25 protein-coding genes, 1 rRNA gene, 1 pseudogene and 1 riboswitch are annotated in these 26,389 nt (G+C 71.0%); of the genes and pseudogenes, 17 read left to right on the top strand and 10 right to left on the bottom strand.

All coding sequences use genetic code 11. The features are described 5' to 3' along the window. Positions 1-138: 138 nt before the first annotated feature. The 11 genes from rrf (at position 139) to ACIBEA_RS08375 (ending at position 10,589) form a co-directional block, all read left to right on the top strand. A 5S ribosomal RNA gene (rrf, locus tag ACIBEA_RS08425) occupies positions 139-255 on the top strand. Positions 256-382: 127 nt separating this feature from the next. Then, complete coding sequence (locus tag ACIBEA_RS08420) at positions 383-994, top strand: CDP-alcohol phosphatidyltransferase family protein (protein WP_399259026.1); 612 nt, start codon at positions 383-385, stop codon at positions 992-994. A gap of 102 nt (positions 995-1,096) precedes the next feature. After that, on the top strand, positions 1,097-3,592 hold the full coding sequence (locus tag ACIBEA_RS08415) for a mannose-1-phosphate guanyltransferase (RefSeq protein WP_354382040.1): 2,496 nt from the start codon (positions 1,097-1,099) through the stop codon (positions 3,590-3,592). Positions 3,593-3,678: 86 nt separating this feature from the next. Next, positions 3,679-4,590: a DUF881 domain-containing protein gene (locus tag ACIBEA_RS08410; RefSeq protein ID WP_399259078.1), complete on the top strand. Its 912-nt coding sequence runs from the start codon at positions 3,679-3,681 to the stop codon at positions 4,588-4,590. After that, entirely contained in the window at positions 4,587-4,919 is a 333-nt protein-coding gene (locus tag ACIBEA_RS08405; RefSeq protein WP_125651314.1) for a small basic family protein, read from the top strand. Before ACIBEA_RS08410 ends, ACIBEA_RS08405 begins: the two co-directional genes overlap by 4 nt. Positions 4,920-4,923: 4 nt before the next feature. After that, positions 4,924-5,739, top strand: a complete 816-nt coding sequence (locus ACIBEA_RS08400) for a DUF881 domain-containing protein (RefSeq protein ID WP_399259025.1) — start codon at positions 4,924-4,926, stop codon at positions 5,737-5,739. 82 nt (positions 5,740-5,821) lie between these two features. Further along, on the top strand, positions 5,822-6,763 hold the full coding sequence (locus tag ACIBEA_RS08395; RefSeq protein ID WP_399259076.1) for an FHA domain-containing protein: 942 nt from the start codon (positions 5,822-5,824) through the stop codon (positions 6,761-6,763). 43 nt (positions 6,764-6,806) lie between these two features. After that, the gene (locus ACIBEA_RS08390; RefSeq protein ID WP_399259024.1) at positions 6,807-7,574 is read left to right on the top strand and encodes a MerR family transcriptional regulator; all 768 of its coding nucleotides are present in this window, start codon (positions 6,807-6,809) and stop codon (positions 7,572-7,574) included. 52 nt (positions 7,575-7,626) lie between these two features. Beyond that, positions 7,627-8,100: a bifunctional nuclease family protein gene (locus tag ACIBEA_RS08385; RefSeq protein WP_283461037.1), complete on the top strand. Its 474-nt coding sequence runs from the start codon at positions 7,627-7,629 to the stop codon at positions 8,098-8,100. A 180-nt stretch (positions 8,101-8,280) separates the two neighbouring features. Continuing rightward, a complete protein-coding gene (locus tag ACIBEA_RS08380) occupies positions 8,281-8,919 on the top strand; it encodes a MerR family transcriptional regulator (RefSeq protein WP_399259023.1) in 639 nt (212 codons plus the stop codon). A 140-nt stretch (positions 8,920-9,059) separates the two neighbouring features. Then, positions 9,060-10,589 (top strand): DNA polymerase IV, encoded by a 1,530-nt coding sequence (locus ACIBEA_RS08375; protein WP_399259022.1) that lies wholly within the window; start codon positions 9,060-9,062, stop codon positions 10,587-10,589. Between the two features lie 26 nt (positions 10,590-10,615). Here ACIBEA_RS08375 and ACIBEA_RS08370 read toward each other — a convergent pair whose 3' ends face one another. Continuing rightward, positions 10,616-11,002 carry a PRC-barrel domain-containing protein gene (locus tag ACIBEA_RS08370; RefSeq protein ID WP_385778459.1) on the bottom strand — a complete coding sequence of 129 codons (387 nt, stop codon included), beginning with the start codon at positions 11,000-11,002 and terminating at the stop codon, positions 10,616-10,618. A gap of 102 nt (positions 11,003-11,104) precedes the next feature. Beyond that, positions 11,105-11,203, top strand: a riboswitch (glycine riboswitch). A 196-nt stretch (positions 11,204-11,399) separates the two neighbouring features. On the opposite strand from ACIBEA_RS08370, the gene gcvP reads away from it, so the two are divergent. After that, a complete protein-coding gene (gcvP, locus tag ACIBEA_RS08365) occupies positions 11,400-14,285 on the top strand; it encodes an aminomethyl-transferring glycine dehydrogenase (protein WP_399259021.1) in 2,886 nt (961 codons plus the stop codon). 157 nt (positions 14,286-14,442) lie between these two features. On the opposite strand, the gene ACIBEA_RS08360 is transcribed toward gcvP, so the two are convergent. Further along, complete coding sequence (locus ACIBEA_RS08360) at positions 14,443-14,649, bottom strand: DUF5999 family protein (protein ID WP_385778455.1); 207 nt, start codon at positions 14,647-14,649, stop codon at positions 14,443-14,445. 299 nt (positions 14,650-14,948) lie between these two features. Then, positions 14,949-15,584 (bottom strand): hypothetical protein, encoded by a 636-nt coding sequence (locus ACIBEA_RS08355; protein ID WP_399259020.1) that lies wholly within the window; start codon positions 15,582-15,584, stop codon positions 14,949-14,951. 495 nt (positions 15,585-16,079) lie between these two features. On the opposite strand from ACIBEA_RS08355, the gene ACIBEA_RS08350 reads away from it, so the two are divergent. Both ACIBEA_RS08350 and ACIBEA_RS08345 read left to right on the top strand, forming a co-directional pair. Next, a complete protein-coding gene (locus ACIBEA_RS08350; protein ID WP_399259019.1) occupies positions 16,080-17,615 on the top strand; it encodes a glutamate-cysteine ligase family protein in 1,536 nt (511 codons plus the stop codon). A 183-nt stretch (positions 17,616-17,798) separates the two neighbouring features. Continuing rightward, entirely contained in the window at positions 17,799-18,596 is a 798-nt protein-coding gene (locus tag ACIBEA_RS08345) for a CPBP family intramembrane glutamic endopeptidase (RefSeq protein WP_399259018.1), read from the top strand. Positions 18,597-18,627: 31 nt separating this feature from the next. On the opposite strand, the gene ACIBEA_RS08340 is transcribed toward ACIBEA_RS08345, so the two are convergent. The 5 genes and pseudogenes from ACIBEA_RS08340 to ACIBEA_RS08320 all read right to left on the bottom strand — a co-directional run bounded on the left by ACIBEA_RS08340 (position 18,628) and on the right by ACIBEA_RS08320 (position 21,912). After that, positions 18,628-19,455: a PhzF family phenazine biosynthesis protein gene (locus tag ACIBEA_RS08340; RefSeq protein ID WP_399259017.1), complete on the bottom strand. Its 828-nt coding sequence runs from the start codon at positions 19,453-19,455 to the stop codon at positions 18,628-18,630. 145 nt (positions 19,456-19,600) lie between these two features. Next, entirely contained in the window at positions 19,601-20,521 is a 921-nt protein-coding gene (locus ACIBEA_RS08335) for a hypothetical protein (protein ID WP_399259016.1), read from the bottom strand. A gap of 71 nt (positions 20,522-20,592) precedes the next feature. Then, positions 20,593-20,955: pseudogene (locus tag ACIBEA_RS08330) on the bottom strand (GNAT family N-acetyltransferase); the annotation flags it as partial. 16 nt (positions 20,956-20,971) lie between these two features. Further along, complete coding sequence (locus tag ACIBEA_RS08325) at positions 20,972-21,400, bottom strand: VOC family protein (RefSeq protein ID WP_399259015.1); 429 nt, start codon at positions 21,398-21,400, stop codon at positions 20,972-20,974. Between the two features lie 221 nt (positions 21,401-21,621). After that, complete coding sequence (locus ACIBEA_RS08320; RefSeq protein WP_399259014.1) at positions 21,622-21,912, bottom strand: barstar family protein; 291 nt, start codon at positions 21,910-21,912, stop codon at positions 21,622-21,624. 279 nt (positions 21,913-22,191) lie between these two features. Here ACIBEA_RS08320 and ACIBEA_RS08315 point away from each other — a divergent pair, with 279 nt between their 5' ends. After that, positions 22,192-22,800, top strand: a complete 609-nt coding sequence (locus ACIBEA_RS08315; RefSeq protein WP_399259013.1) for a PadR family transcriptional regulator — start codon at positions 22,192-22,194, stop codon at positions 22,798-22,800. A gap of 88 nt (positions 22,801-22,888) precedes the next feature. Here the strand turns inward: ACIBEA_RS08315 and ACIBEA_RS08310 are convergent, their stop codons facing one another. Beyond that, on the bottom strand, positions 22,889-23,317 hold the full coding sequence (locus tag ACIBEA_RS08310) for an SRPBCC family protein (RefSeq protein ID WP_399259012.1): 429 nt from the start codon (positions 23,315-23,317) through the stop codon (positions 22,889-22,891). Between the two features lie 139 nt (positions 23,318-23,456). Between ACIBEA_RS08310 and ACIBEA_RS08305 the strand changes: the two genes are divergently transcribed. Both ACIBEA_RS08305 and ACIBEA_RS08300 read left to right on the top strand, forming a co-directional pair. Next, the gene (locus tag ACIBEA_RS08305) at positions 23,457-24,545 is read left to right on the top strand and encodes an EamA family transporter (protein WP_399259011.1); all 1,089 of its coding nucleotides are present in this window, start codon (positions 23,457-23,459) and stop codon (positions 24,543-24,545) included. 160 nt (positions 24,546-24,705) lie between these two features. Then, on the top strand, positions 24,706-25,692 hold the full coding sequence (locus ACIBEA_RS08300) for a DMT family transporter (RefSeq protein ID WP_399259010.1): 987 nt from the start codon (positions 24,706-24,708) through the stop codon (positions 25,690-25,692). On the opposite strand, the gene ACIBEA_RS08295 is transcribed toward ACIBEA_RS08300, so the two are convergent. Further along, the gene (locus ACIBEA_RS08295; protein WP_399259009.1) at positions 25,674-26,363 is read right to left on the bottom strand and encodes a pyridoxamine 5'-phosphate oxidase family protein; all 690 of its coding nucleotides are present in this window, start codon (positions 26,361-26,363) and stop codon (positions 25,674-25,676) included. The genes ACIBEA_RS08300 and ACIBEA_RS08295 overlap by 19 nt on opposite strands. Positions 26,364-26,389 lie beyond the last annotated feature (26 nt).

Below are 26,389 nucleotides of genomic sequence, written 5' to 3'. Positions count from 1 at the left end.
CAGATGTGGAAGCCCGGTAACGGGTGGAGCTGACTGGTACTAATAGGCCGAGGGCTTGTCCTCAGTTGCTCGCGTCCACTGTGTTAGTTCTGAAGTAACGAACTGTGCCTATATCCGGTTTGGTTAACTTCATAGTGTTTCGGTGGTCATAGCGTTAGGGAAACGCCCGGTTACATTTCGAACCCGGAAGCTAAGCCTTTCAGCGCCGATGGTACTGCAGGGGGGACCCTGTGGGAGAGTAGGACGCCGCCGAACAATTTTTCCGGGAAAGCCCCGCACCTTATGGTGCGGGGCTTTTCTGCGTTCCGGGTCCGGAGGGCCCGGTTGTTCTCCTGTAGGGTCAGGAAGCATCGTTCGTACGTTTCAAAGTGGAGGCCCTCGGGTGGAGGTCCAGGAGACTCGGGTTCAGACAGACCGAATCCTCACCATCCCGAACATTCTGAGCATGGCTCGCCTCGTCGGCGTACCCGTGTTCCTCTGGCTCATCCTGATGCCGGTGTTCGGAGGCCCCAATGCCGATGGCTGGGCGCTGGCGGTACTCATGTTCAGCGGAGTCAGCGACTATCTCGACGGGAAGCTCGCGCGACGCTGGAACCAGATCAGCAGCCTCGGCCGGCTGCTCGATCCGGCCGCGGACCGGCTGTACATCCTGTCCACGCTCGTCGGACTCACCTGGCGGGAAATCCTGCCCCTGTGGGTGACGGGCGCCCTCGTGGCCCGTGAGCTGATGCTGCTGGTGATGGTGTGGATCCTGCGCCGCCACGGCTATCCGCCGCCGCAGGTGAACTTCCTGGGCAAGGCCGCCACCTTCAACCTGATGTACGCCTTCCCCTTGCTGCTGCTCAGCGACGGGACGGGCTGGCTCGCCTGGCTGGGTTCAGTTTTCGGATGGGCGTTCGCAGTTTGGGGTACAACCCTCTATTGGTGGGCAGGAGTCCTGTACGTGGTGCAGGTCCGCCGTCTCATCAAGGCGGACGCCGCCACGGCCGACTGAGTTCGGCTCGCCGGAGTAGTCACGCGGAAGAGCAGCGTAGCCACCGTCCGAGACGGGCGAGGTCGGCGCAGAACGCCGTCTCTCTAGGAGGACTCTTCCGACATGAAGGCCGTCGTGATGGCTGGCGGCGAGGGCACACGCCTTCGCCCCATGACCTCGAGCATGCCCAAGCCGCTCCTGCCGGTGGCCAACCGGCCGATCATGGAGCACGTGCTGAGGCTGCTCAAGCGGCATGGTCTCAGCGAGACCGTGGTCACCGTGCAGTTCCTGGCGTCACTCGTCAAGAACTATTTCGGTGACGGCGAGGAACTGGGCATGGAGCTGACCTATGCCAACGAGGAGAAGCCCCTCGGGACCGCCGGCAGCGTGAAGAACGCCGAGGAGGCCCTCAAGGACGATGCCTTCGTCGTGATCTCCGGCGACGCGCTCACCGACTTCAACCTCACCGACCTCATCAACTTCCACAAGGAGAAGGGCGCACTCGTCACGGTGTGCCTGACCCGGGTGCCGAACCCGCTGGAATTCGGCATCACGATCGTGGACGAGGAGGGGAAGGTCGAGCGCTTCCTGGAGAAGCCGACGTGGGGGCAGGTCTTCTCGGACACCGTCAACACCGGCATCTACGTGATGGAGCCGGAGGTCTTCAACTACGTGGACCCGGATGTCCCGGTCGACTGGTCCGGTGACGTCTTCCCCCAGCTGATGAAGGAAGGCCGGCCGATCTACGGCTACATCGCCGAGGGCTACTGGGAGGACGTCGGCACCCACGAGAGCTACGTCAAGGCCCAGGCCGACGTGCTCGAAGGCAAGGTCCAGGTCGACATGGACGGCTTCGAGATCTCCCCCGGGGTGTGGATCGCCGAAGGGGCCGAAGTGCACCCCGACGCGGTGCTGCGCGGGCCCCTCTACATCGGGGACTACGCCAAGGTCGAAGCCGGGGTCGAGATCCGCGAGCACACGGTCATCGGCTCGAACGTGGTCGTCAAGACCGGCGCCTTCCTGCACAAGGCCGTGATCCACGACAACGTGTACATCGGTCCGCACAGCAACCTCCGCGGCTGCGTCATCGGCAAGAACACCGACATCATGCGGGCCGCCCGGATCGAGGACGGGGCGGTCATCGGTGACGAGTGCCTGATCGGTGAGGAATCGATCGTCCAGGGCAACGTGCGGGTCTACCCCTTCAAGACGATCGAGGCGGGCGCCTTCGTCAACACCTCGGTCATCTGGGAGTCGCGGGGCCAGGCGCACCTCTTCGGTGCGCGCGGGGTCTCCGGCATCCTGAACGTGGAGATCACCCCCGAGCTGTGCGTCCGGCTCGCCGGTGCCTACGCGACCACGCTGAAGAAGGGGGCGATGGTCACCACCGCCCGTGACCACTCCCGCGGTGCGCGTGCGCTGAAACGCGCGATGATCTCCGCCCTCCAGGCCAGCGCCATCGACGTGCGCGACCTGGAGAACGTACCGCTGCCGGTCGCGCGGCAGCAGACCGCGCGCGGCAGTGCGGGCGGGATCATGCTGCGGACCTCGCCCGGCGTGCCGGACTCGGTCGACATCATCTTCCTCGACGAGCGCGGCGCGGACCTCTCGCAGGGGCAGCAGCGCAAGCTCGACCGCGTGTACGCGCGCCAGGAGTACCGGCGTGCGTTCCCCGGTGAGATCGGTGACCTGCAGTTCCCGTCGAGCGTCTTCGACTCCTACACCGGTTCGCTGCTGCGGCACGTGGACACCTCAGGCGTCGCGGACTCCGGGCTCAAGGTGGTCGTGGACGCGGCGAACGGCAGCGCCGGGCTCGTGCTGCCCAGCCTGCTGGGCCGGCTCGGGGTGGACGCCCTCACGGTCAACCCCGGGCTCGACGAGTCCAGGCCGACCGAGACCGCCGAGTCCCGGCGGGCCGCCCTGGTACGCCTCGGGGAGATCGTCGCCTCCTCGCGCGCGGCCTTCGGCGTGCGCTTCGACCCGGTCGGCGAGCGGATCTCGCTCGTGGACGAGCGGGGCCGGATCATCGAGGACGACCGGGCGCTGCTGGTGCTGCTGGACCTGGTCGCGGCGGAGCGTCGCAGCGGTCGGGTGGCGCTGCCGGTGACCACGACCCGGATCGCGGAGCAGGTGGCGGCGTACCACGGCACGCAGGTGGAGTGGACGACGACCTCGCCCGACGACCTGACCCGGGTGGGCCGGGCGGAGACCACGATCTTCGGCGGGGACGGCCGGGGCGGATACATCGTCCCGGAGTTCAGCAGCGTCTTCGACGGGTCGGCCGCCTTCGTCCAGCTGATCGGGCTGGTGGCGCGCACGCAGCTCACGCTGAGCCAGATCGACGCCCGGATCCCGCGGGCGCACGTCCTCAAGCGGGACGTGCCCACGCCGTGGGCGGTCAAGGGCCTGGTCATGCGGCGCGTGGTGGAGGCCGCGGGGGACCGGCAGGTGGACACGACCGACGGGGTGCGCGTGGTCGAGGCCGACGGGCGGTGGGCGCTCGTCCTGCCGGACCCGGCGGAGGCCGTGACGCACCTGTGGGCCGAAGGTCCCGATGACGCGTCCGCGCAGGCCCTACTGGAGGAGTGGGCGGGCGTCCTGGACGGTGCCGGGGACTGACCCGGGTCCGCGGGCCGGGGCCACGCAGCGTGGTTCCCGGCCCGGCGGACGGCAGCATTCGGTGTCGGCCGGTGCGACATGCGACGATGTGCGGCATGTCGCAGCCGCCCAACAACCGGAGTTCGGCGAAACCGCCGGTGCGCCCGGACGCATCCATGTCGCTGCTGACGCACGTGATGGACCACAGTCTCGACGAGGGCTATGCGGAAGCCGCGGCCCGGCGCGAGGCGGAGGGCACGTCGGGTCTGCCGCGCAACCTCAAGGCCAAACTGGCGCTGGCGGCCGGGCTCGTGCTCGCCGCCATGGTCGTGACGCTGGGTGCCGCGCAGGCACGGATAGCCGCTCCGGTGCTGGCCAAGGAGCGGGAGGAGCTGATCTCCCGCGTCGAGCGGGCCGACGACCACGCGGACGGCCTGGAGAAGGACATCGAGCGGCTGCGCGACGACGTCGCGGGCCGCCAGCGCGCGGCCCTCAAGCAGCACGGCGGTGACCAGGGCGAGCTGTTGGCGCTGCTCTCCGGAGCGACCGAGGTCCGCGGACCCGGCATCAAGCTGACGGTGGACGACGCGAAGGGTGCCTCCACGGGCAACGGCAACGGTCCGCGGGAGAGCGCGGGCTTCTCGGACACCGGCCGCTTGCGGGACCGGGACATGCAGCGGATCGTCAACGGCCTCTGGCAGGCCGGGGCGGAGGCCGTGGCGATCAACGGGCAGCGGCTGACGGCGCTGTCGGCGATCCGGGCCGCCGGTGACGCGATACTGGTCGACAACAAGCCGCTGGTGCCGCCGTACGAGATCCTCGCGGTCGGCGACAAGAAGCGGCTGAACACGGAGTTCCAGGACAGCGTGGACGGGCAGTACCTGCACGTGCTCCAGGAGAGCTACGGGATCCGGTACACCCTGTCCGCGGAGAACGAGGTACGGCTGCCGGCCGCGTCGAGCCTGACCGTACGCACAGCCACAGCCACAGCAGAAGATCCGAAGAAGGGTGCATCGTGATCGCGGTACTGGGCCTGGTGGCCGGGGTGGTGGCCGGACTTCTGGTCCGGCCCGAGGTGCCGGCCGTCGTCGAGCCATATCTGCCGATCGCCGTCGTGGCCGCGCTCGACGCGGTGTTCGGTGGGCTGCGCGCGATGTTGGACGGCATCTTCGTGGACAAGGTCTTCGTGGTGTCGTTCCTGTCCAACGTGGTGGTCGCGGCGCTCATCGTCTTCCTCGGCGACAAGCTCGGCGTCGGCGCGCAGCTGTCCACCGGCGTCGTCGTGGTCCTCGGCATCCGGATCTTCTCCAACGCCGCGGCCATCCGTCGGCACGTCTTCCGGGCGTGAGGCCATGAGTACGGACGAGAACACTCCGCCCGAGCCCACCCGGCCCGCAGCTCCCACGGGGCCCGTGGAACCGTCAGGGGCCCCTTCCGCGTCTACCGAACAGACGGGGCGCCAGCGGCTGGCCGCGGGGCTCTGGCCGCCGCGGGTGAGCCGGGCCCAACTGATCGTCGCCCTGTTGCTGTTCGTCCTCGGACTGGGGCTCGCCATCCAGGTGCGCCACAACAGCGACTCCAGTGCCCTGCGCGGGGCGCGCCAGGAGGACCTGGTGCGCATCCTCGACGAGCTGGACGGGCGCACCAAGCGGCTGGAAGACGAGAAGCAGAAGTTGGTGGACCAGCGCAAGGAGCTGGAGTCGAGCTCCAACCAGGCCGACGAGGCGCGCAAGCAGACGGTCGAGAAGGAACGCCAACTGGGGATCCTGGCGGGTACCGTGGCGGCGCAGGGGCCGGGCATCACGCTCAAGGTCACCGACACCAAGGGCCAGGTGCAGTCGGACAAGCTGCTGGACACCATCCAGGAGTTGCGGGCGGCGGGAGCAGAGGCCATCCAGATCAACGGCGTGCGCGTCGTCGCGAGCACGTACTTCTCGGACGAGGGCGGCGGGGTCGCGATCGACGGCAGGAAGATCACACAACCCTATGAATTCAGGGTGATCGGAAAGCCGCAGGACCTGGAGCCGGCCCTCAACATTCCCGGCGGCGTCATCCAGACGCTGGAGAAGGAACAGGCCAACGCCACCGTCGTACGATCGGCGAAGATCGTTGTGGACGCCTTGCGGGCTGCGAAGCAGCCTGACTACGCTCGGTCGTCATCGTCATGAGACCGGGCGGGATGTGGAGCGGCTCACGTGGGCGGATGCCTGCGGGGGGTCGACGCACCGAAGAAGCGGTGCGTGGTGGAAACTGTCTGGTGGTGACGGACGTTGTGAGAATGTCCGGGTCGGCAGGTGTGAGTATTCGGAGTTCGTCCTGCCCCACGGGCGGGTCTGTTTCGGTCAAGGGGAATCGCCCGTGAAGTTGTTTGAGAAGTTGTTCGGCAAGAAGAACCGCGAGGAGAGCGGTGCGCCCAAGCACCGTGCGGGACATGGTGACGTGGAGGCGCAGGGCGACCGGCCGCTCTTCCGCGACGAGGTCGCCGGGGCGGGTGACAATTCGGGCGCGTACGGCGCGTCGGCTGTTGACCCTGCCGGTTCCGGACGCATAGGTTTCGGTGAACCATCAACCTCAAGTACGGGTGGAGGGTTTGACCCCGACCCGTATGCCACCAATGCCTCCGCGGGGCACCCGCGGCGCGAGGAGCCGTCCATGTCGGCCGAGCAGGTTTGCAGCAGGTGTGGCCACCGCAGCGATGCGGCCAGCCGGTTCTGCTCCAACTGCGGGGCGCCGCTGCGGCCGGGCCTGACGCCGGAGCGTGCTTCGGAGACCACGTCCACCATCTCGATCTCGGGCCTGGAGGCCTACGAGGCCGAGGTGTCCGGACAGCACGTGTCGTCCTCGCTGTCCCCCGAGGCCCAGGCCGCGGTGGAAGCACTGCCTCCGGGCTCCGCGCTGCTCATCGTGCGGCGCGGCCCGAACTCCGGCAGCCGCTTCCTGCTGGACGGCGAACTGACCACGGCCGGGCGCCACCCGCAGAGCGACATCTTCCTGGACGACGTCACCGTCTCCCGGCGGCACGTCGACTTCCGCAGGGGCCAGGACGGTGGCTTCACCGTCTCCGACGTGGGCAGCCTCAACGGCACGTACGTGAACCGTGAGCCGATCGACTCGGTCGTCCTGCACAACGGCGACGAGGTCCAGATCGGCAAGTACCGGCTGGTCTTCTACGCGAGCCAGCGGGGCATCTGACCGTCTCCCCGGGCCCGCCCCGGGGAGACCACAGGGAAGGTCCATGCTGCGTACCTCGACGGGCGGTGCCGGACACGGCACCGCCGGCTCGGGCGGGCGGCTGGTGAGCATCGGCACGGTGCTCACCACGCTGCGCGACGAGTTTCCCGAAGTCACGATTTCCAAGATCCGGTTCCTCGAAGCGGAGGGGCTGGTCGAGCCCCGGCGCACACCTTCCGGATATCGCAAGTTCAGTCCCGACGACGTCGAGCGGCTGGCCAGGATCCTGCGGTTGCAGCGCGACCACTACCTGCCGCTGAAGGTCATCAAGGACCAGCTCGACGCGCTCGAACGGGGCGAGCAGATTCGTATCCCCGCCCCCGCCGCACCCGCTGACGGCGACGCCGCCGGGGCGGCGGTGGTGGCCGCGGTGCTGGGCGAGATCAGCCGGAGCCGGCCCACCGTGGCCCGCGTCGGCCGGGCCGAGCTGCTGGCCGCCGCCGAGGTGGACGAGGTACAGCTGGTCGAGTGGGAGTCCTACGGGCTCCTGGCGGAGGCACCGGAGGGCGGATTCGACGCCGGGGCCGTCACCGTGGCCCGGCTGGTGGCGGAACTGGGTCGCTTCGGCCTGGAGCCGCGCCATCTGCGCGCGATGAAGGCCGCGGCGGACCGGGAGGCCGGGCTGGTGGAACAGGTGGTCGCACCGCTGCGGCGGCACCGCAATCCCCAGACCAGGGCCCATGCCGAGGCCACCCTGAAAGAGCTCGCGGGCATCTCCGTACGGCTCCACGAGGCGCTCGTACAGACCGCTCTCGGGGTCCGACTGCACTGACTCGCGGGGCCCCGACTACCCAAACCGGCCGGGCAGGTCCTAGGGTTGCTGTGTGAACGAGCTCGACGTTGTGGGTGTCCGGGTTGAAATGCCCTCCAACCAACCGATCGTGCTCCTGCGTGAAGTGGGAGGCGATCGGTACCTCCCCATCTGGATCGGTCCTGGGGAGGCTACTGCCATTGCCTTCGCCCAGCAGGGGATGGCCCCTGCCCGGCCGCTGACGCACGACCTGTTCAAGGACGTGCTGGAGGCGATCGGCGAGGAACTCACCGAGGTCCGGATCACGGATCTGCGGGAGGGCGTCTTCTACGCGGAGCTCGTCTTCGCCAGCGGGGTCGAGGTGAGCGCGAGGCCGTCCGACGCCATAGCGCTGGCCCTGCGCACCGGGACGCCGATCTACGGGAGCGACGGGGTGCTGGACGATGCCGGAATTGCGATTCCGGACGAGCAGGAGGACGAGGTGGAGAAGTTCCGCGAGTTCCTCGACCAGATCTCGCCGGAGGACTTCGGCAGCAGCAATCAGTGAGGTGTCGGCCGAGTCGTCCTCAAGGGAAAGTCAGCCCATTCGAGTAGCCTTTCCCCGCTAAGGGATACGGGAAACCACTCTCAGGGTGATTATCACTCGGCGTGCCGAGTGTGGCGATCGTTGACGCACCCCGGGTGACTGCCTACCTTCAAGGTGGCAGGTCAAGGACGGAGGGTCGGCGTGAGGATCACGGGCGACGGTACGACCGGGGGCATCCCCGCACGGAGTGAGGGCGGACCGTACGCGCTGCACGGCGGGGCGGTGGGTGCCGCGCGCCGTCAGCCGGAATCCGTGCCGCCCGGCCCGGAGGACGGCGAGCAGGCCGCCGGGGAGATCGGCTACCGCGGGCCCACGGCCTGCGCCGCCGCGGGCATCACCTACCGGCAGCTCGACTACTGGGCGCGGACCGGGCTCGTCGAGCCCAGCGTGCGCGCGGCCGGCGGATCCGGTACCCAGCGGCTCTACAGCTTCCGGGACGTGGTCGTCCTCAAGATCGTCAAACGCTTCCTGGACACCGGGGTGGCGCTGCAGAACATCCGCACCACCGTCCAGCACCTGCGCGACCGGGGCTTTCGCGACCTGGAGCGGATGACGCTCATGAGCGACGGCGCGACCGTCTACGAGTGCACCTCACCGGACGAGGTCGTGGGCCTGCTCCAGGGCGGGCAGGGGATCTTCGGGATCGCCGTCGGAGTGGTGTGGCGGGACGTCGAGAAGGCGCTGTCGCAGCTGCACGGGGAACGCGTGGAGACGGGCGAGACGCTGGTCGGGCACAACCCGGCCGACGAGCTGGCCGCGCGCCGCAACCGGGCGGGCTGAGGCCCTCGGGTCGGCGGGGCCGCGGTCGGCCCCGTCCGGACCCCTTTCGGACCGCCCCCGGGGCGCGCCGGACGCTCCTCGCGGGGCGCGCCGGACGTGCGTCGGGGGCGTTGTCAGTGGCGTAGGGCAGCATCGGTGGCGTGAGAGCCGCGCCGACCATCCTGCATCTGGACATGGACGCCTTCTACGCCTCCGTGGAGCAGGCGGCGAAGCCGAGCCTGCGCGGGAAGGCCGTGATCGTCGGTGGGCTCGGCCCGCGCGGGGTGGTCGCGACGGCCTCGTACGAGGCGCGGCGCTTCGGGGTGCATTCGGCGATGCCCACCGCCCAGGCCCGGCGGCTCTGCCCGAACGGGGCCTATCTGATCCCGCGCTTCACCCTGTACCGGGCGGTCAGCGACCTCGTGATGGCGCGGCTGCGCGAGCTGTCGCCGCTGGTGGAGCCGCTCAGCCTGGACGAGGCCTTCGTGGACCTGGAGGCGGGCGGCGCGGCCTTCGACTCGGCCGGGGCCCGGGTCACGGCCGAGCGGCTGCGGGCGGACATCCGGGCGGCGACGGGGCTCAGCGCCTCGGTGGGGCTGGCCGGGTCCAAGATGCTGGCCAAGGTGGCCTCGGAGGGCGCCAAGCCGGACGGGCTGTTGCTGATCGAGCCGGGGACCGAGCGGGAACTGCTGGCGCCCATGTCGGTGCGGACCCTGCCCGGGGTGGGGCCGGCCACCGGGGAGCACCTGCGGCGGGCCGGGATCACCACGGTGGGAGAGCTGGCCGACGCCGGCGAGGACGAACTGGTCCGGATGACCGGGCGGGCGCACGGGGTGGCGCTGTACCGGATGGCGCTGGGGTTGGACGACCGGCCCGTGGTCGCGGAACGGGACGCGAAGTCCGTCTCGGTCGAGGACACCTTCGACGTGGACCTGCACGACCGGGTCCGGATCCGCGGCGAGGTGCAGCGGCTCGCGGAGCGGTGCGTGGGGCGGCTGCGCGCGTCGGGGCACTCGGGGCGGACGATCGTGCTCAAGGTGCGCCGCTACGACTTCTCCACGCTGACCCGGTCGGAGACCCTGCGGGGGCCGACGGACGATCCGGCGGTGGTCCGGGAGGCGGCGGCGCGGTTGCTGGAGGGGATCGACACGACGGGCGGGGTGCGGCTGCTGGGCGTGGGGGTGTCGGGATTGGCCGACTACACGCAGGAGGACCTGTTCGCCCAGGCGGAGGCCGAGGCGGAGGCCCGGGCAGCGGCCCGGGCGGAGGCGGAGGCGGTGGCCGGGGAGCGGGATTCCGGTGGGCCGGATTCCGCCGCGGGGGCGCGGGTGCAGGGAGCGGACAAGGGCGACGGAGCCGACGGGGGCGCGGGGGCGCCCGTACGCGCGCAGGCGGCGGCCGGGACCGGGGCCGCGGACGCGCCCGTGGGGGAGCCCCCGCAGGAACGGAGGTGGCCGGCGGGGACCGATGTGCGCCACGGGGAGTACGGGCCCGGCTGGGTGCAGGGCAGCGGGGTGGGGAGGGTGACTGTCCGTTTCGAGCGGCCGGGATCGCCGCCGGGCCGGGTGCGCACCTTCCGGGTGGACGACCCCGACCTGGAACCGTCCGATCCGCTGCCCCTGGTCGGGGAGCCGGACGGCGAACATGCCGAACCTGACGGGGGACATGCCAAAGAAGGAACCGCCGGATGACGGACCTGCGGGCGGGTGACCCCGGCCTAGGCCTCGCCGCCGGCGAGGCGGCCGAAGTCGCGGTCGCCGTGGTGGAAGTCACTCGGCAGGGTCACGTCCAGGCCGTAGTGGTGGTAGAGCTGGAGCTCCTGTTCGGGGGAGAGGTGGCGGCCCACCCCGAAATCGGGGGCGTCCTTGATCAGGGCGCGTTCGAAGGGAACCCGCAGGGTGTCGCCCACCACCTCGCTCGGTTCCAGCGGGACGAAGGCGTCCCGGCTGAAGAGTCCGGTCCGTACGGCGGCCCATTCCGGGACGCCCGTGGCATCGTCGAGGTAGACCTCGTCGACGGTGCCGATCTTGGTTCCATTGCGGTCGAACGCCTTGCGGCCGATCAGGCTGCGCGGATCGATGTCGGTCTGCACGGTCGCCTCCATTTGGTCGCAACTCCTCCGTAATGACTACAAAAGTGCATTTCCGGGGAGGGGGCCACTCGAGGGAGTGCCCAGATCCTCGCTGGTAGGCTGGGGAACGGCTGCTGACCCTGTGCGGGAGAGTCCTCCGATCGAGTTCGTCGGAGGCGCCGAAGGAGCAACTCCTCCCCGGAATCTCTCAGGCAGACGTACCGCACGGACGAGGCCACTCTGGAAAGCAGGACGGGCGACGGATCGCAGTTCCGGTGCCCTTCCTCACCGACGGTGAAAGCCGGACCTCCACGGGCGATCCCCAGGAGGCCCGGTGAAGCTCTCAGGTTGAGATGACAGAGGGGGAGGCCGTCCGGGTGCCCGCGCCGTGGTACCCCTCGCAGGTCGTACGACCAGGAGGCCTCCGTACATGACCGCCAACCGCATTCCGCTCTCCCAGCTGGAGCGAGGCATCCCCTTCGAGCAGCGCCACATCGGCCCGGATGCCGAGGCGCAGGCGAAGATGCTGGCCCAGGTGGGCTACGGCTCCCTGGACGATCTGACCGCCGCCGCGGTGCCGGACGTCATCAAGAGCGCCGAGGCGCTGAACCTGCCGGGTGCCCGCACCGAGGCCGAGGTGCTCGCCGAGCTGCGTTCGCTGGCCGACCGCAACCAGGTCCTGACCCCGATGATCGGCCTCGGTTACTACGGCACCTTCACGCCGCCGGTGATCCTGCGCAACGTCATGGAGAACCCGGCCTGGTACACGGCGTACACGCCGTACCAGCCCGAGATCTCGCAGGGGCGCCTCGAAGCGCTGCTGAACTTCCAGACGGTCGTCGCCGACCTGACCGGGCTGCCGACCTCCGGCGCCTCCCTGCTCGACGAGGGCACCGCCGCCGCCGAGGCCATGCAGCTCGCCCGCCGCGTGGGCAAGGTCAAGGGCGGGGTCTTCCTCATCGACGCGGACACGCTGCCGCAGACCATCGCGGTCATCGAGACGCGCGCCGAGCCCACCGGGGTCGAGGTCGTGGTCGCGGACCTGTCCGAGGGCATCCCGGCCGAGATCGCCGAGCGCGGCGTCTTCGGCGTGCTCCTCCAGTACCCGGGCGCCTCCGGTGCGGTCCGCGAGATCAAGCCGGTCATCGACCAGGCGCACGACCTCGGCGCGATCGTCGCCGTCGCCGCCGACCTGCTCGCCCTGACCCTGCTCACCTCCCCGGGTGCGCTCGGCGCGGACATCGCCATCGGCACCACCCAGCGCTTCGGCGTCCCGATGGGCTTCGGCGGTCCGCACGCCGGTTACATGGCCGTCCAGGAGAAGCACGCCCGCTCGCTGCCCGGCCGCCTGGTGGGCGTCTCCGTCGACGCCGACGGCAACAAGGCCTACCGCCTGGCCCTGCAGACCCGCGAGCAGCACATCCGCCGCGAGAAGGCCACCAGCAACATCTGTACCGCGCAGGTGCTGCTCGCCGTCATGGCCGCCATGTACGCCGTCTACCACGGCCCCGACGGCCTGCGGACGATCGCCCGCCGCACCCACCGCTACGCCACCCTGCTCGCCGCGGGCCTGACCGCCGGCGGCGTGGAGCTGGTGCACGGCTCGTACTTCGACACGGTCACCGCGCGGGTGCCCGGCAAGGCCGACGGGGTCGTGGCCGCCGCCCGCGAGGCCGGGGTCAACCTCTACCGGGTCGACGCCGACCACGTCTCCGTCTCCTGTGACGAGACCACCCTGCGCGCCGACATCGACGCCGTGTGGGCCGCCTTCGGCGTCACCGCGGACATCGAGGCGCTGGACGAGGTCACCGCCGACACGCTGCCCGAGGGGCTGCTGCGCTCGGACGCCTATCTGAGCCACCCGGTCTTCCACCAGCACCGCTCCGAGACCGCGATGCTGCGCTACCTGCGCAAGCTGTCGGACAAGGACTACGCGCTGGACCGCGGCATGATCCCGCTGGGCTCCTGCACGATGAAGCTCAACGCGACCACCGAGATGGAGTCGGTGACCTGGCCCGAATTCGGCCAGCTGCACCCCTTCGCCCCGGTCGAGCAGGCCGCGGGTTACCTCACGCTCATCACCGAGCTGGAGGAACGTCTCTGCGAGGTCACCGGTTACGACAAGGTGTCCATCCAGCCCAACGCCGGATCGCAGGGCGAGCTGGCCGGTCTGCTCGCGGTACGGGCGTACCACCGGGCGAACGGCAACGAGCAGCGCACCATCTGCCTGATCCCGTCCTCCGCGCACGGCACCAACGCCGCCAGCGCCGTGATGGCCGGCATGAAGGTCGTCGTCGTCAAGACGGCGGACGACGGCGAGGTCGACGCCGCCGACCTGCGCGCCAAGATCGAGCAGTACCGCGACGAGCTCGCCGTGCTGATGATCACCTACCCGTCCACGCACGGCGTGTTCGAGGAGCACGTCGCCGACATCTGCGCGCAGGTGCACGACGCGGGCGGCCAGGTCTACGTGGACGGCGCCAACCTCAACGCCCTGGTGGGCCTCGCCAAGCCGGGTCACTTCGGCGGCGACGTCTCGCACCTGAACCTGCACAAGACCTTCTGCATCCCGCACGGCGGCGGCGGCCCGGGCGTCGGCCCGGTCGGTGTCCGGGCGCACCTGGCCCCGTACCTGCCCAACCACCCGCTGCAGCCGACCGCCGGTCCCGCGACGGGCGTCGGTCCGATCTCGGCCGCGCCGTGGGGTTCGGCGGGCATCCTGCCGATCTCGTGGTCGTACGTGCGCCTGATGGGCGGCGAGGGCCTCAAGCGCGCCACCCAGGTGGCGGTGCTCGGCGCCAACTACATCGCCAAGCGCCTGGAGCCGCACTTCCCGGTGCTCTACACCGGTCCGGGCAACCTCGTCGCGCACGAGTGCATCATCGACCTGCGCCCGCTGTCGAAGGCGACGGGCGTCAGCGTGGACGACATCGCCAAGCGACTGATCGACTACGGCTTCCACGCGCCGACGATGTCCTTCCCGGTGGCCGGCACCCTGATGATCGAGCCGACGGAGTCCGAGGACCTCGCCGAGATCGACCGCTTCTGCGACGCGATGATCGCCATTCGCGCGGAGATCGAGAAGGTCGCGGCGGGCGAGTGGCCGCTGGAGGACAACCCGCTGGCCAACGCCCCGCACACGGCCGCGGCGCTGGGCGGCGAGTGGAACCACCCGTACACCCGTGACGAGGCCGTCTTCCCGGGCGGGCTGATCGCCGCCGAGAAGTACTGGCCGCCGGTCCGCCGGATCGACGGCGCGTTCGGCGACCGGAACCTGGTCTGTTCCTGCCCGCCGCTGGACGAGTACGACAACTGATGGTCGCGCTTGCCCATCGTTGAGAAGTGAAAGGGGCCGGTCCGGGAGTATGCCTCCCGGGCCGGCCCCTTTCGCGTGCCTCGTGCGCGTTTCTTCGTAAGGGTGCTGCGTACGCGTGCCTGGTGCGCGTGCTTCGTGCGCGTTCCTCGGGCGGTCGCTACGCCGCCTTCATCACCTGCGCCGCCGCGAGCGGGCGGTGCGGAGCGATGATCCGGCCGTCCGGCAGCAGCTCACCGGTGTCCTCGAAGAGCAGGACGCCGTTGCACAGCAGGCTCCAGCCCTGTTCCGGGTGGTTGGCCACGGGATGCGCGGCCTCCCGGTCGGCGGAGTCGGCGCTAGGGCAGGCAGGCTGGTGCTGGCACATGGATACGTTCTTTCGCTGCGGTGTGGTCTGTGTGCTGCGGCTCGATGCGTCGTTCATGGCCGCCCCCCGTATCAATCTCGGTGTGGTCAGGGTCCAGTGTTGCCCTACGGACTGGCGTCCGCAGGGATTTCCGGTAGCTGTCCTCATAGATTGATGACGCATCACCCGTGCGGGCGGTTCAGCTCAACTCCCCTGTCATTTCGGATGGTTCGGCACTGGCCCGAGCGGGCTAGGCCGAATGGGCACAGTGGGCCACGCGGCCGCCGGAGTCGGGTCGGATCAGGCCGCGGCGGCCCGGATCAGGCGGCCGGAGCCGCCAGCGAGGGCGGCACCGGCGGGCCCTGCGGGCTCGGCGGGCTCTGCGGGGTGAGGCGGTGGGTCAGCACCGGCAGCAACTCCGACACGGGGTGCGGGCGGTAGGCGGCGATGCCCGGCGGGGCGGGCGCCAACGGCACCAGCAGGTCGGCGGCGGCGGGCAGGCCGGCCGAAGCGGCGGCGCCGACCCCCTCGTGCAGCCACAGGGTGAGCATGTACAGCTCCGGTACGGACAGCAGCCGGGGCTGGTAGTTCTTGCCGAGGGACTCCGCCTGGCGCAGGGCGCGTTCGGTGGCGGCGACGTAGGGCCCCTCGAAGAAGTGGGAGAAGGCCCAGCCGTCCGCCGTCAGCCGGGTGTCCGCCGCGGCCACGAAGCGGTCGCCGCTGCGGATCAGGAACCTCCAACCCGTGAGCCGGGTGCGGGGCGGCCGGCCCGCCGTCGAGGGCAGGAACTGGAGCCGGTCCAGTACGTGCACGGGCAGGGGGAGTTCGGCGGTCAGCGGTCCTTGGAGGGAGCGCAGCGCCGGCGTGAGCGCCTCGTGGACCGCGGTGGGGGAACCGAGTGCCGCGAGGACGCTGCGCAGGGCGGGCGCGGGGGCCGGAGGGACATGCAGCGGCATGGTGGGTCGCCTCTCACTTGGGAGACCTGGGAGAACGGGGGCAGGTGCGGACGGCGCTGTCGCATTCTGGGGCCAGAGGGGGGCCGAGGGGCAATGGCCGCGCGCCAACTCTCTGCCTCGTTTGCGGAGTTTATACGACATGTGTTCACGCAGTGTTTCGGCTAGCTGTCCCGCCCATTGCCGACAAGGCGCATACCGGTCCTGCTGCGGAGGATTCGTAGCTGCACGAGCGCGGACATCTCACGCTGACCTCGGAGGTTACCCGAAGGGTGCTCGGCTGGAAAGCGCCGGTATTGCGTACACGGAAAAGTCGACGGGGGCATTGCAGGATGCCCCTTGCCAGATGAATGTGCCGTAGCGCCTGTCGGCCAAACCGGCGCGCGCTGTCCGCCAGTCGTGCCCCCGCCGCGTTATCGATCACTCGGCCGGGGCATCATCGACCGTAACGTGCGCCCGGACGGACCGGGCCGGGCCCACTCGTGGAGGGACGCTTCGATGGGGGAGAAGGTCGTGGCAGGCGGATTCGACCTGTCCGATCGGCAACGGTATCGGAGGAAGCTTCACGAGTGCCTGGAGGGACTGGAGCGGCTTCTGGCGGAGAAGAGGTTCGATCGCCCCAAGAACATGATGGGGCTGGAGATCGAGTTGAATCTCGCGGGTTCCGACGGATTGCCGAGAATGGTGAATGCCCAGGTACTGGAGCGCATTGCGAGCCCCGATTTCCAGACCGAACTCGGAATGTTCAACCTGGAGGTCAACATACTTCCGCACCGGCTCGACGGCCGGGTATTCGACCAGCTCGCGGAAGAGCTCAGCGCGAGTCTCGCATATGCCAATCGGCAGGCCGCGGAGATAGACGCCGGGGTGGTGATGATCGGCATCCTGCCGACGATCTCCCGCGGCGACCTCGTCTCCGCGAACCTCTCGGCGGTGGACCGCTACTCGCTGCTGAACGAGCAGATCCTGCTGATGCGGGGGGAGGACTTCGTCCTGGACATCGACGGGGTGGAGCGGCTGACCTGGACCTCGGGGTCGATCGTCCCGGAGGCGGCCTGTACCTCGGTCCAGTTGCACCTCCAGGTCACCCCCGCCCGGTTCGCGGACGTGTGGAACGCGGCGCAGGCGGTGGCGGCGGTACAGATAGCCGTGGGCGCCAACTCCCCCTTCCTCTTCGGGCGCGAGCTGTGGCGGGAGTCGCGGCCCCCGCTCTTCCAGCAGGCCACCGACACCCGGCCGCCCGAGCTCCAGGCCCAGGGAGTGCGGCCGCGGACCTGGTTCGGCGAGCGCTGGGTGGACTCGGCGTACGAACTCTTCGCGGAGAACGTCCGCTACTTCCCGGCGCTGCTGCCGATCTGCGACGAGGAGGAGCCGCTGCGGGTGCTCGGCGAGGGCGGGGTGCCCAGCCTCCAGGAACTCGTCCTGCACAACGGCACCGTCTACCGCTGGAACCGGCCCGTGTACGGGGTCGCCGACGGGGTGCCGCACCTGCGGGTGGAGAACCGGGTGCTGCCGGCCGGGCCCACCGTCACCGACGTGGTCGCCAACGCCGCCTTCTACTACGGGCTCGTGCGCACCCTCGCCGACGAGCAGCGCCCGGTGTGGAACCGGCTGCCCTTCGCGGAGGCGGAGGCCAACTTCGACGCGGCCTGCCGGTACGGGATCGACGCGCGGCTGCGCTGGCCGCGCCGGGGCCGGGGCGGGGGACTGGCGAGCGTGCCCGCGGTCCGGCTCGTGCTCGACGAGCTGCTGCCGATGGCGGCGGCCGGGCTCGACGCCTGGGGCATCGAGCCCGCGGACCGGGACCACTACCTCGGGATCATCGAGGAGCGCTGTCGCAGGCGCGCCAACGGTGCGACCTGGCAGGTCGAGACCTACCACCGGGCGCTGGCCGCCGGGCTGGAGCGGGACGCGGCGCTCGCGGCGACCACCCGCCGCTACACCGAGCTCATGTACAAGGGGGACCCCGTGCACACCTGGCCCGCCGGGCTGCCGGAGGAGGAGGTGAGCGCGGCCCTGACCGCGGGGCGGTAGGGCGGCGGGGGCGGTTGGACGGCCGGGGCGGTTGGACGGCCGGGGCCGTCGGGCGGACCCGTTCCGTCCGGCGCCGCGCCCCGTCCGGCTCCGTGTCCTGCCCGGTGATCCCGTTCCGCCGTCGAGCGGGCAGTATGGGGTGGTCGGAGCGGGACGGTGGGTCGGAGCGGGACGGAGTCAGGCGTGCGGGCGGATCCGGAGCCGGTGGTCGGGACCTTGCGCGAGGACGGGCGGCGGGTCCTGCGGACCGAGACGCTGCTGGTGCTCGCCCTGTCGCTGGGGGCGAGCGCGGTCTCGGCGCTCATCAGCTTCATCGGCTCGCTCACCAAACCGGGCGGGCTGAAGGACCAGGCCGCCACGCTCAACGGCTCCTACGCGCCGGGCCGCCCCTGGCTCGACCTGTCCTGGCAGCTCTTCGGGATCGCGACCGCCCTGGTCCCCGTACTCCTCGTGGCCCACCTGCTCACCCGCGAGGGCGCGCCCGGTCTGCGGGTGCTGGGTTTCGACCGCACCCGGCCCCGCGCGGACCTGGGGCGCGGGGCGCTCGTCGCGGCCGGGATCGGCAGCGCCGGGCTGGCCTTCTACCTGGCGGCGCGCGCCTCGGGCTTCAACCTGACGGTGGTGCCGGAAGCGCTGCCCGACGTGTGGTGGAAGTTCCCCGTACTGATCCTCTCCGCGGTGCAGAACTCCGTGGTGGAGGAGGTCATCGTGCTGGCCTACCTGCTGCGCAGGCTGGACGGGCTGGGCTGGTCGTCGACGGCCGCGTTGCTGGCCAGTTCGGTCCTGCGCGGCTCGTACCACCTCTACCAGGGCATCGGCGGGTTCCTGGGCAACGTCGTCATGGGCGTCGTCTTCGTCCTGCTCTACCGGCGCTGGGGCCGGGTCGGGCCGCTGGTGGTCGCGCACGCACTGCTCGACATCGTCGCCTTCGGCGGGTACGCGCTGCTCGCCGGCAAGGTCGGCTGGCTGCCCACGCCCTGAGGGACCGGTACGAGGGCAGCGGCGGCCCGGTTCAGGGGGCGGTCAGCAGCTCTCCGTCGAGGACCGTGACGGCGTGCCCGGTCAGGAACGTACGGTCCCCCGCGAGCCGGACCCGGACCAGGCCGGTGCGCGCCGAACCCTGGAAGCCGGTCAGCTCGGTGCGGCCCAGGCGCGCGGCCCAGAAGGGCGCGAGCGCGGTGTGCGCGCTGCCGGTGACCGGGTCCTCGTCGACGCCGACGGCGGGGAAGAAGCCACGGGAGACGAAGTCGTACCCCCGGGCGGGGTCCTCGGCCGCAGCGGTGACGATCAGCCCGCGCTTGGCGTAGGCGGCGACCACCGCGAGGTCGGGGCGCAGCTCGCGCACGGTGCGCTCGTCCGCCAGCTCGACCAACAGGTCGCCGATGTGGGCGGCGGTGTCGTGGACGGAGCGCACCTCCACCCCGCCCAGCGCCAGGGCGAGGGCCTCCGGGAGCTCGTACGGGCTGAGCGTGGAGGTCGGGAAGTCCATGGTCACCGTGGAGTCGGCGGCGGCCTCGGTGGTGAGGACACCGCAGCGCGCGGCGAACCGGACCGGTCCGTCCGCCAGGCCGGTGCTCGCCAGGACGTGCGCGGTGGCGAGGGTGGCGTGGCCGCACATGTCGACCTCGGCGGTCGGGGTGAACCAGCGCAGCGCCCAGTCGGCCTCCCCACCGGGCGGCAGCGGGTGCGCGAAGGCGGTCTCGGAGAGGTTGACCTCGGCGGCGACCTGCTGGAGCCACGTGTCGGGCGGGAAGCCCGCGGCGCCGTCCAGGAGCAGGACTCCGGCGGGGTTGCCCTGGAAGGGCCGGTCGGTGAAGGCGTCGACGATTCGGATGCGCATGCCTTCGACCGTAGGACGGGCCGTGACCGGCGGACAAAGGCCAATTCCGGGTGGGTGGCCTTGCGGGTGGCGGTGCGGGTGGCCTGGTGGTCGGCCTGGTGCCGCGGCGTTCGTGGTCCGGTGCCGCGCCGTTCGTGGACCGGTGTCAGGTGGCCCGGTGGTGCAGGACCACCACCTCGCCCGCGTCCGGATCACCCATCAGCACGAACAACTCGGGCCGCTCCCGGGTCCCCGCCACGCTCCACCGCAGCTCCGCGCCCTTGCAGTCGGGGAGCGCGAGGACCACGCCCGCCCGGTCCTCGCTCGCCGAATCCCCCGCGGCCGTGGAGCGCCAGGTGCCGTGTCCGGTGCAGTGGCCCACGACGTCGAAGCCGTTGTGCACGGGTAGCTGCTCGGCCACCACCTCGCCCCGGTCCCCGAGCGTCAGGCTGACTCCGTCGCCCGTCCACCGGCCCACGAAGTCGGCGTGCCCGAGGGCGGGTGCCTCGTACCCGGGGGCGCCGGCTCCGAGGACGAGGGTGACGAGCACCGCCACCGCGATCGGCCCGATCGCCCAGAGCCGGATCCTGCCCCTGCGCATCCGCCGCATCCGCGCGAGCACCGCGACCGCCACGGGTGGGAACCCGACGGCGGCCGTCCAGCCGAGCGTGGTGGCGTACGCGGCGCCGGTGAGCACCGAGAGCGGTACGGCGTACCCGGCCGCGAACACGACCGCCGTGGGCAGGGCCCATCGCGGTGCTGCGGTCCGGGTGCGCACGCCCAGGGCGTTCGAGGCCAGCATCACCGGGGTGGTGAAGAGGAGGCTGTGCAGCCATCCCGCCGCGTAGGCGAGGAGGGGGCCGAAGACGGCCATCACGAACAGCCCGAAGAGCAGGGCGATGGCGCCGCCGTAGCCGCGGCCGTAGGGATCGGCCCCGAGCGAGGAGAGTTGGGCGTACAGTGCCGCGCAGAGGAGCGCGCCGCCTCCCACGACCTCGGCGCCCGGTGCGATGCCGCTCAAGGCGTCGGAGTGCCGCGGCTGCGCGGCGGCGACATGCTGGTACACGGCGAGGCCCCCCTCGGGCATGAATTGAACGTGTTCAATCGATGCGGACACTACACCCTCGGCGCGCTCGTGTCGTCGGGCGCCGTCCACCGTCAGCCGGCCGCGTGGTCTTCCCTGGTCAGGGCGTGGACGGTGCAGGGGCGGCCGAGGACCGTGTCCTCGCGCAGCGGGGTGAATCCGAGGCGCCGGGCGACGGCGGTGGAGGCCGTGTTGCCGTGGTGGATCATGGCGGTGATCTGCTGGAGGCCCAGTGGTCCGAAGCCCCACGCGAGCACGGCGCGGGCGGCCTCGGTGGCGTAGCCGTGGCCCCAGTGGGCGCGGGCGAAGGTCCAGCCGATCTCGGTCTCGTCGAACTCTTCCCACCAGTTCAGGCCGGAGCGTCCGATTGCTTCGCCGGTGCTGCGCAGTTCGACGGCGCCCAGGCCGTGGCCGCGCCGGGTCCACTGGTCCTTTGGGGAAGGGGCGCGATCCTCAGTCGATGCAGAACTCGTTGCCCTCGATGTCCAGCATGGGTATGCACGCGTCGTTGCCGTCGTACAACGTCCGCACGTGCACCGCGCCGAGGGGGACCAGGCGTGCGCACTCGGCTTCCAGCGCGGCGAGGCGCTCCTCGCCCACGAGTCCGGTGCCGACCCGGATGTCGAGGTGCAGCCGGTTCTTGGCGGCCTTCCCCTCGGGGACGCGCTGGAAGTACAGCCGCGGGCCGACGCCCGAGGGGTCGCTACAGGCGAACCAGGCGTCCCGCTCCTCGGCCGGCTGCGAACGCCTGAAGTCGTCCCAGGTGGCGAACTCCGCGGGCGGAGGCACCGCGACGTAGCCCAACACCTCGCACCAGAAGAGGGCGAGGCGCTCCGGTTCCGCGCAGTCGAAGGTGACTTGGAACCTCTTGATCGATGACATCGGCCCACCGTAACGGCGCGTCCCGGCGCCACGGCTCCCCGGGGCGGCACGGCCCGCGCGGAAGCCGCCGCGACCGGAGTCGACTTGCGCGTACCGGTGCACCGACCATCCCAGCGCCAAGTGGAGCAAGGGGTAGTTCCAGGACCGCCGCACGCCCCGGCCGCATCGGAGCGGGCTTCCTCCTCCGGTCGGTGCGGGGTGCGGCGGGTCCTCACCGCCGGTCAGGCGAAACGCACGGTCAGCCTCTTGCCCACCCTGTTCGACTCATCCGCTTTCGCTGCTCTGAGCAGTACGGATGCGATCTCCTCGAATGCTTCGTCGCCCATGGATTCGCGGCTGCTGGTGACGTTCTCCCAGACGATCTCGACCGGGCGCTCGACATCTGTGCTCAGACGGTCCCACAGCGCGCTCAGGTTGTGTCCGTAGAACGGGCCGAAGTCCAGGGGGCCGGCCAGAACGCGGTGCAGGTCCGCGTGGCTTCGAATGTGGGTCCCGTCGATGGTGACGCGCATGGTGCTACTTCCCGTTCGGTACTTGGCAGAGGGATTCGCAGTGGTCGCCGGTGACGTATGCCCGGCGCCCCACCATTTTGGCCGGCTCGGACTTTGGCCACGTACTCGGGCGGGAGCTTGCGGCCGCGCTGAGACGGGGCGGTGGGCGGGTGGGTCGGGGTCGCTCGTTAAGAGCACTCCCGATATATCGTTGACACATCGCGAGCGGTCAGCGATGGTTGTGATGTCGGACAACGACACGAACGAATCAGCAGGAACAATGACGAAAGGAGCGCAGTCATGCGTTCACACGGACATGAGCACGGACACGAGCACGGTCGTGGGCACGGGCACTGCGGGCCGGACCGTCAGGGTGACTTCGAAGGTCGGCGCGCCGCCTTCGGCCCGTTCGGGCCGCCTTTCGGTGGACCCTTCGGCGGGCGTGGTGGGCGCGGCGGACCGCACCGGCGGGCCCGGCGGGGTGACGTCAGGGCCTCGATCCTGGCGCTGCTCGCGGACCGGCCGATGCACGGCTACGAGATGATCCAGGAGATCGGCGAGCGCAGCGGCGGGGCCTGGAAGCCCAGCCCGGGGTCGGTCTACCCGACCCTGCAGATGCTGGAGGACGAGGGGCTCATCAGCAGCGCGAGCGAGGGCGGCAAGAAGCTGTTCACGCTGACCGACGCCGGCCGCACCGAGGCCGAGGCGGGCTCCGCGGCTCCCTGGGAAGAGGCCGGGCGCGGCTTCGACCGCGAGGCGATGAACGAGATCCGTACGGCCGGCTTCGGCCTGATGGAGGCCTTCGGGCAGGTCTGGAAGACCGGCTCGTCCGAGCAGCGGGAGAAGGCCGTCGCGGTCATCAACGAGGCCCGTAAGAAGCTCTACCTGATCCTCGCCGACGAGCACTGACCGTCCGGCGAGAGGTGCGGCCGAGTGCCCCGCGCGTCATGACGCGCGGGGCACTCCGGCGTGGGCGGGTGGTGGGGCGGGCGACCGGTCAGGCGACCAGGCCGGCCAGCTTGCGCAGGGACTCGTTCAGCGCGGCGCCGGCCGAGTCCTTCAGCTTGCCCGCCATGAGGGAGACGGCCGCGCCCTGGAAGTCCCCGTCGATGCGCACGGTCGTCGCCTCCCCGTCCGGGATCAGGGTGTAGCGGGTGCCCACGACGACGCCCATCGGGCCCTTGCCTCGGATGGCGAAGACGCGCTCGGTCTCCAGCTCCTCGATGGTCCACACGACCTCGGCCGGGAAGCCCATCATCTTCATGTTCTCGGCGAAGGTGGAGCCGACGGCCAGGGTCTCCGGGCCGCCCTTGGGGAAGCCGGTGTGGGTCATGCTCCACTGGCCGTACGCGTCCCAGTCCGTGAGCTGCGACCAGAGCGCGGAGGCGGAGGCCTCGATGCGTGATTCCGCGGTGACTTCGGCCATGGGACCGCCCCTTCTCGTCGGCTGTGTCCGGCGGAACGTAGTCCCGGTCGGCGGAACATTCAAGACTGACGACCTGTCAGGAAATCTCAACAGGCGTCACCCCGGTGACGCTCCTGACGAGGGCTGTCATGATGTGCCGATGCAAGCGTCAGGGAGAAATGCCGGACTGGGCCTCGCCCTCGTTTCGGCGTGTGCGTTCGGTGGTTCCGGGGTGGCGGCGAAGCCGCTGATCGAGGCGGGTCTGGACCCGTTGCACGTGGTCTGGCTGCGGGTGGCCGGGGCGGCGCTGGTGATGTCCCCGTTGGCCTGGCGCCACCGTGGACTGTTGTTCCGCAAACCCGCGCTGCTCGCCGGCTTCGGTCTGGTCGCCGTGGCCGGGGTGCAGGCCTTCTACTTCGCCTCCCTGTCCCGGATCCCGGTCGGCGTGGCCCTGCTGCTGGAGTACCTCGGCCCCGCGCTGCTGCTCGGCTACATCCGCTTCGTCCAGCGCAAGCCGGTGACCCGGTCCGCCGCCGCCGGGGCCGCGGTGGCCGTCGTCGGCCTGGCCTGCGTCGTCGAGATCTGGGCCGGGCTGCGGCTGGACCCGCTCGGGGTGCTGCTCGGCGTGGCCGCCGCCTGCTGCCAAGCCTTCTACTTCGTCCTGGCCGACCAGGGTGCGGACGGGGAGGACGTGCCCGACCCGTTCGGGGTGATCGCGTACGGCATGGTCATCGGTGCGCTGGTGATGACCGTGATCGCGCGGCCCTGGGAGACGCGGTGGGCGGTCCTGGGGCGGGACGCGGACGTCGGCGGGATGGCCGTGCCCGCGCTGGTGCTCGTCGGTTGGGTGGTGCTGATCGCGACGGTCGCGGCCTACCTGACCGGTGTCGTGTCGGTGCGCATGCTCTCGCCGCAGGTGGCGGGTGTGGTCGCCTGCCTGGAAGCGGTCGTCGCCACCGTGCTGGCCTGGGTGCTCCTCAAGGAACACCTCTCGACCCCGCAGATCATCGGCGGTGCGTTGGTGCTGGGAGGGGCCTTCATCGCGCAGACCTCGCGGCCCGCGGCGCCGAAGCCGGGCCCGGGGTCGGGTGCGGGGGACGGGCAGAGCGTCCCGGACCCGGCCGCCCTGGGGCCGGGAGCCATGGACCAGGCGGTCTTGGGAACCGACAGCGCAACCGTCGGCCGCGCGACCGCCGACCGGGGAGCCGTCGAACCCGGGGCGCTGGACCGGACGGCCGCGACGGCCTAGGGTCACGACCATGCTGATGAACGTGCTTCCGCCTCCCGCCGCCTGACGCGGGCGGCCTCGCCACTGCGCCGACGAACCCCGCCCGGAGTCACCGGGCCGGTCCGTGCTGCCCGCGAAGAGATGACCTTTCCCCTCATCCTTCACGTCACGCGGAGCACACGTGTCGAAGCATCTGTACCTCGTCGTCGCCGGAGCCGCCTGGGGCACCGCCGGGGCGGCCGCCTCACTCCTCTTCCTGGCGAGCGACCTCGGTCCGCTGGCCCTGTCCTTCTGGCGCTGCGCGGGCGCCCTGCTCCTCCTCCTCGGGGCGCTGGCCCTGCGTCGTCCGTGGGGCGGCCGGCGACGGTCGGCGCCGCGGCCGTCGGTGGCCTCGTTGGTCGTCACCGGGCTGCTCTTCACCCTGTTCCAGGCCGCCTACTTCGGGGCCGTGCGCGAGACCGGGCTCGCGGTCGGGACGGTGGTCACCCTGGGCGCCGGGCCGGTGATGATCGCGCTCGGGGCGCGGTACTGGATGGGCGAGCGGCTCGGCCGGGGCGGGGCGGCCGCCGTCTGCGGCGCGCTGGCCGGGCTGGTGGCGCTGACGCTGGGCGGCGGGGGTGCCGAGGTGCGGCCCGCCGGGGTCGGCTGGGCGCTGCTGTCGGCCTCCGGCTACGCGGCGATGACCCTGCGCACGCGCGCCCTCGGGCGGCGCGGGGCGGGCGGGGACCCCTTGGTCACGACCGCGTGGTCACTGGCGGTCGGTACCGTGTGCCTGCTGCCGCTGGCCGTGCTGGAGGGGCTGGTTCCGCACACCGCGCAGCCGGGTCGGGTGCTGTGGCTGCTGGTGTACGTGGCGACGGTGCCCACCGCGCTCGCGTACGTCCTCTACTTCACCGGTGCGGCCGCGGTGCGGGCCGCCACGGTGTCCGTGATCATGCTGATCGAGCCGGTGAGCGCGGCGCTGATCGCCGTACTGGTCCTGGGGGAGCGGCTGACCGGGTCGGTGGTGCTCGGCATCCTGCTCCTGCTGGCGGCGGTCCTCGCGCTGATCGTCGCGGAGGGCCGCCGTCCGGCGCAGGAGGCCGTCGCCGGGGCGGACGAAGCCCCGGGAGGCGCGGTGGACGGGCCCGAAGTGGGGCCCGTACCGGCTCAGAGCGCGGCGATGTAGTCCGGTACCTCGATCCCGGGGGCCAGGTCGGCCGCCGGGACCGGGGCGCCGTAGGTCCGCGCGACGGGGACCACGCCCGACCAGAACGGCAGGTCCAGGTCCCGGGCCTCGTCGTTGGGGCCGCCGGTGCGCAGCTTCGCCGAGACCTGTTCGAGGTCGAGCCGGATGACGGCGGTGGCGGCCAGTTCCTTGGCGTCGGCCGGGCGGGAGTCCGCCGAGCGGCCCGCCACGACCTGGTCGACGAGGGCGTCGAGGGCCGTCCGGCGCTCGGCCTCGTCCGTGACCTCGTACGCCGTGCCGTGCACCACGACCGAGCGGTAGTTCATCGAGTGGTGGAAGGCCGACTTGGCCAGCACGAGCCCGTCGAGGTGCGTGACCGTGACGCACACGGGGAGGCCGGGGTCGGCCTTGCCCGCGGCGAGCAGCGGGCGCGAACCGGTGGAGCCGTGGATGTACAGCGCTTCGCCGACCCGACCGTAGAGGGTCGGCAGGACCACCGGAGCGCCGTCGCGGACGAAGCCGAGGTGGCAGAGGTAACCCTCGTCGAGTATCGCGTGCACCGTCTCGCGGTCGTAGCGCGCGCGGTCGCGGGAGCGGGAGGGGATGGTGAGGTCCGTCGGCTCGTAGGCGTCGGTCGCGGGGTCGTGGGCGGCGGCGGGCGCGACGGTCATGATGCGAACTCCATTGCACTAGTGCA

Origin of the sequence: Streptomyces sp. NPDC051555, assembly GCF_044454405.1 — a bacterium.
Taxonomy (GTDB): domain Bacteria; phylum Actinomycetota; class Actinomycetes; order Streptomycetales; family Streptomycetaceae; genus Streptomyces.
The sequence above is the reverse complement of the archived record's forward strand: the minus strand, read 5'-3'. Positions and strand labels throughout refer to the sequence as shown.

Bases quoted from the DNA above. Each gene is read 5' to 3' on its own strand.
- ACIBEA_RS08415 (WP_354382040.1), top strand. From the start codon at position 1,097: ATGAAGGCCGTCGTGATGGCTGGCGGCGAGGGCACACGCCTTCGCCCC.
- ACIBEA_RS08410 (WP_399259078.1), top strand. From the start codon at position 3,679: ATGTGCGGCATGTCGCAGCCGCCCAACAACCGGAGTTCGGCGAAACCG.
- ACIBEA_RS08400 (WP_399259025.1), top strand. From the start codon at position 4,924: ATGAGTACGGACGAGAACACTCCGCCCGAGCCCACCCGGCCCGCAGCT.
- ACIBEA_RS08390 (WP_399259024.1), top strand. From the start codon at position 6,807: ATGCTGCGTACCTCGACGGGCGGTGCCGGACACGGCACCGCCGGCTCG.
- ACIBEA_RS08370 (WP_385778459.1), bottom strand. From the start codon at position 11,002: ATGGAGGCGACCGTGCAGACCGACATCGATCCGCGCAGCCTGATCGGC.
- gcvP (WP_399259021.1), top strand. From the start codon at position 11,400: ATGACCGCCAACCGCATTCCGCTCTCCCAGCTGGAGCGAGGCATCCCC.
- ACIBEA_RS08360 (WP_385778455.1), bottom strand. From the start codon at position 14,649: ATGTGCCAGCACCAGCCTGCCTGCCCTAGCGCCGACTCCGCCGACCGG.
- ACIBEA_RS08355 (WP_399259020.1), bottom strand. From the start codon at position 15,584: ATGCCGCTGCATGTCCCTCCGGCCCCCGCGCCCGCCCTGCGCAGCGTC.
- ACIBEA_RS08350 (WP_399259019.1), top strand. From the start codon at position 16,080: ATGGGGGAGAAGGTCGTGGCAGGCGGATTCGACCTGTCCGATCGGCAA.
- ACIBEA_RS08340 (WP_399259017.1), bottom strand. From the start codon at position 19,455: ATGCGCATCCGAATCGTCGACGCCTTCACCGACCGGCCCTTCCAGGGC.
- ACIBEA_RS08335 (WP_399259016.1), bottom strand. From the start codon at position 20,521: ATGCCCGAGGGGGGCCTCGCCGTGTACCAGCATGTCGCCGCCGCGCAG.
- ACIBEA_RS08325 (WP_399259015.1), bottom strand. From the start codon at position 21,400: ATGTCATCGATCAAGAGGTTCCAAGTCACCTTCGACTGCGCGGAACCG.
- ACIBEA_RS08320 (WP_399259014.1), bottom strand. From the start codon at position 21,912: ATGCGCGTCACCATCGACGGGACCCACATTCGAAGCCACGCGGACCTG.
- ACIBEA_RS08315 (WP_399259013.1), top strand. From the start codon at position 22,192: ATGCGTTCACACGGACATGAGCACGGACACGAGCACGGTCGTGGGCAC.
- ACIBEA_RS08310 (WP_399259012.1), bottom strand. From the start codon at position 23,317: ATGGCCGAAGTCACCGCGGAATCACGCATCGAGGCCTCCGCCTCCGCG.
- ACIBEA_RS08305 (WP_399259011.1), top strand. From the start codon at position 23,457: ATGCAAGCGTCAGGGAGAAATGCCGGACTGGGCCTCGCCCTCGTTTCG.
- ACIBEA_RS08295 (WP_399259009.1), bottom strand. From the start codon at position 26,363: ATGACCGTCGCGCCCGCCGCCGCCCACGACCCCGCGACCGACGCCTAC.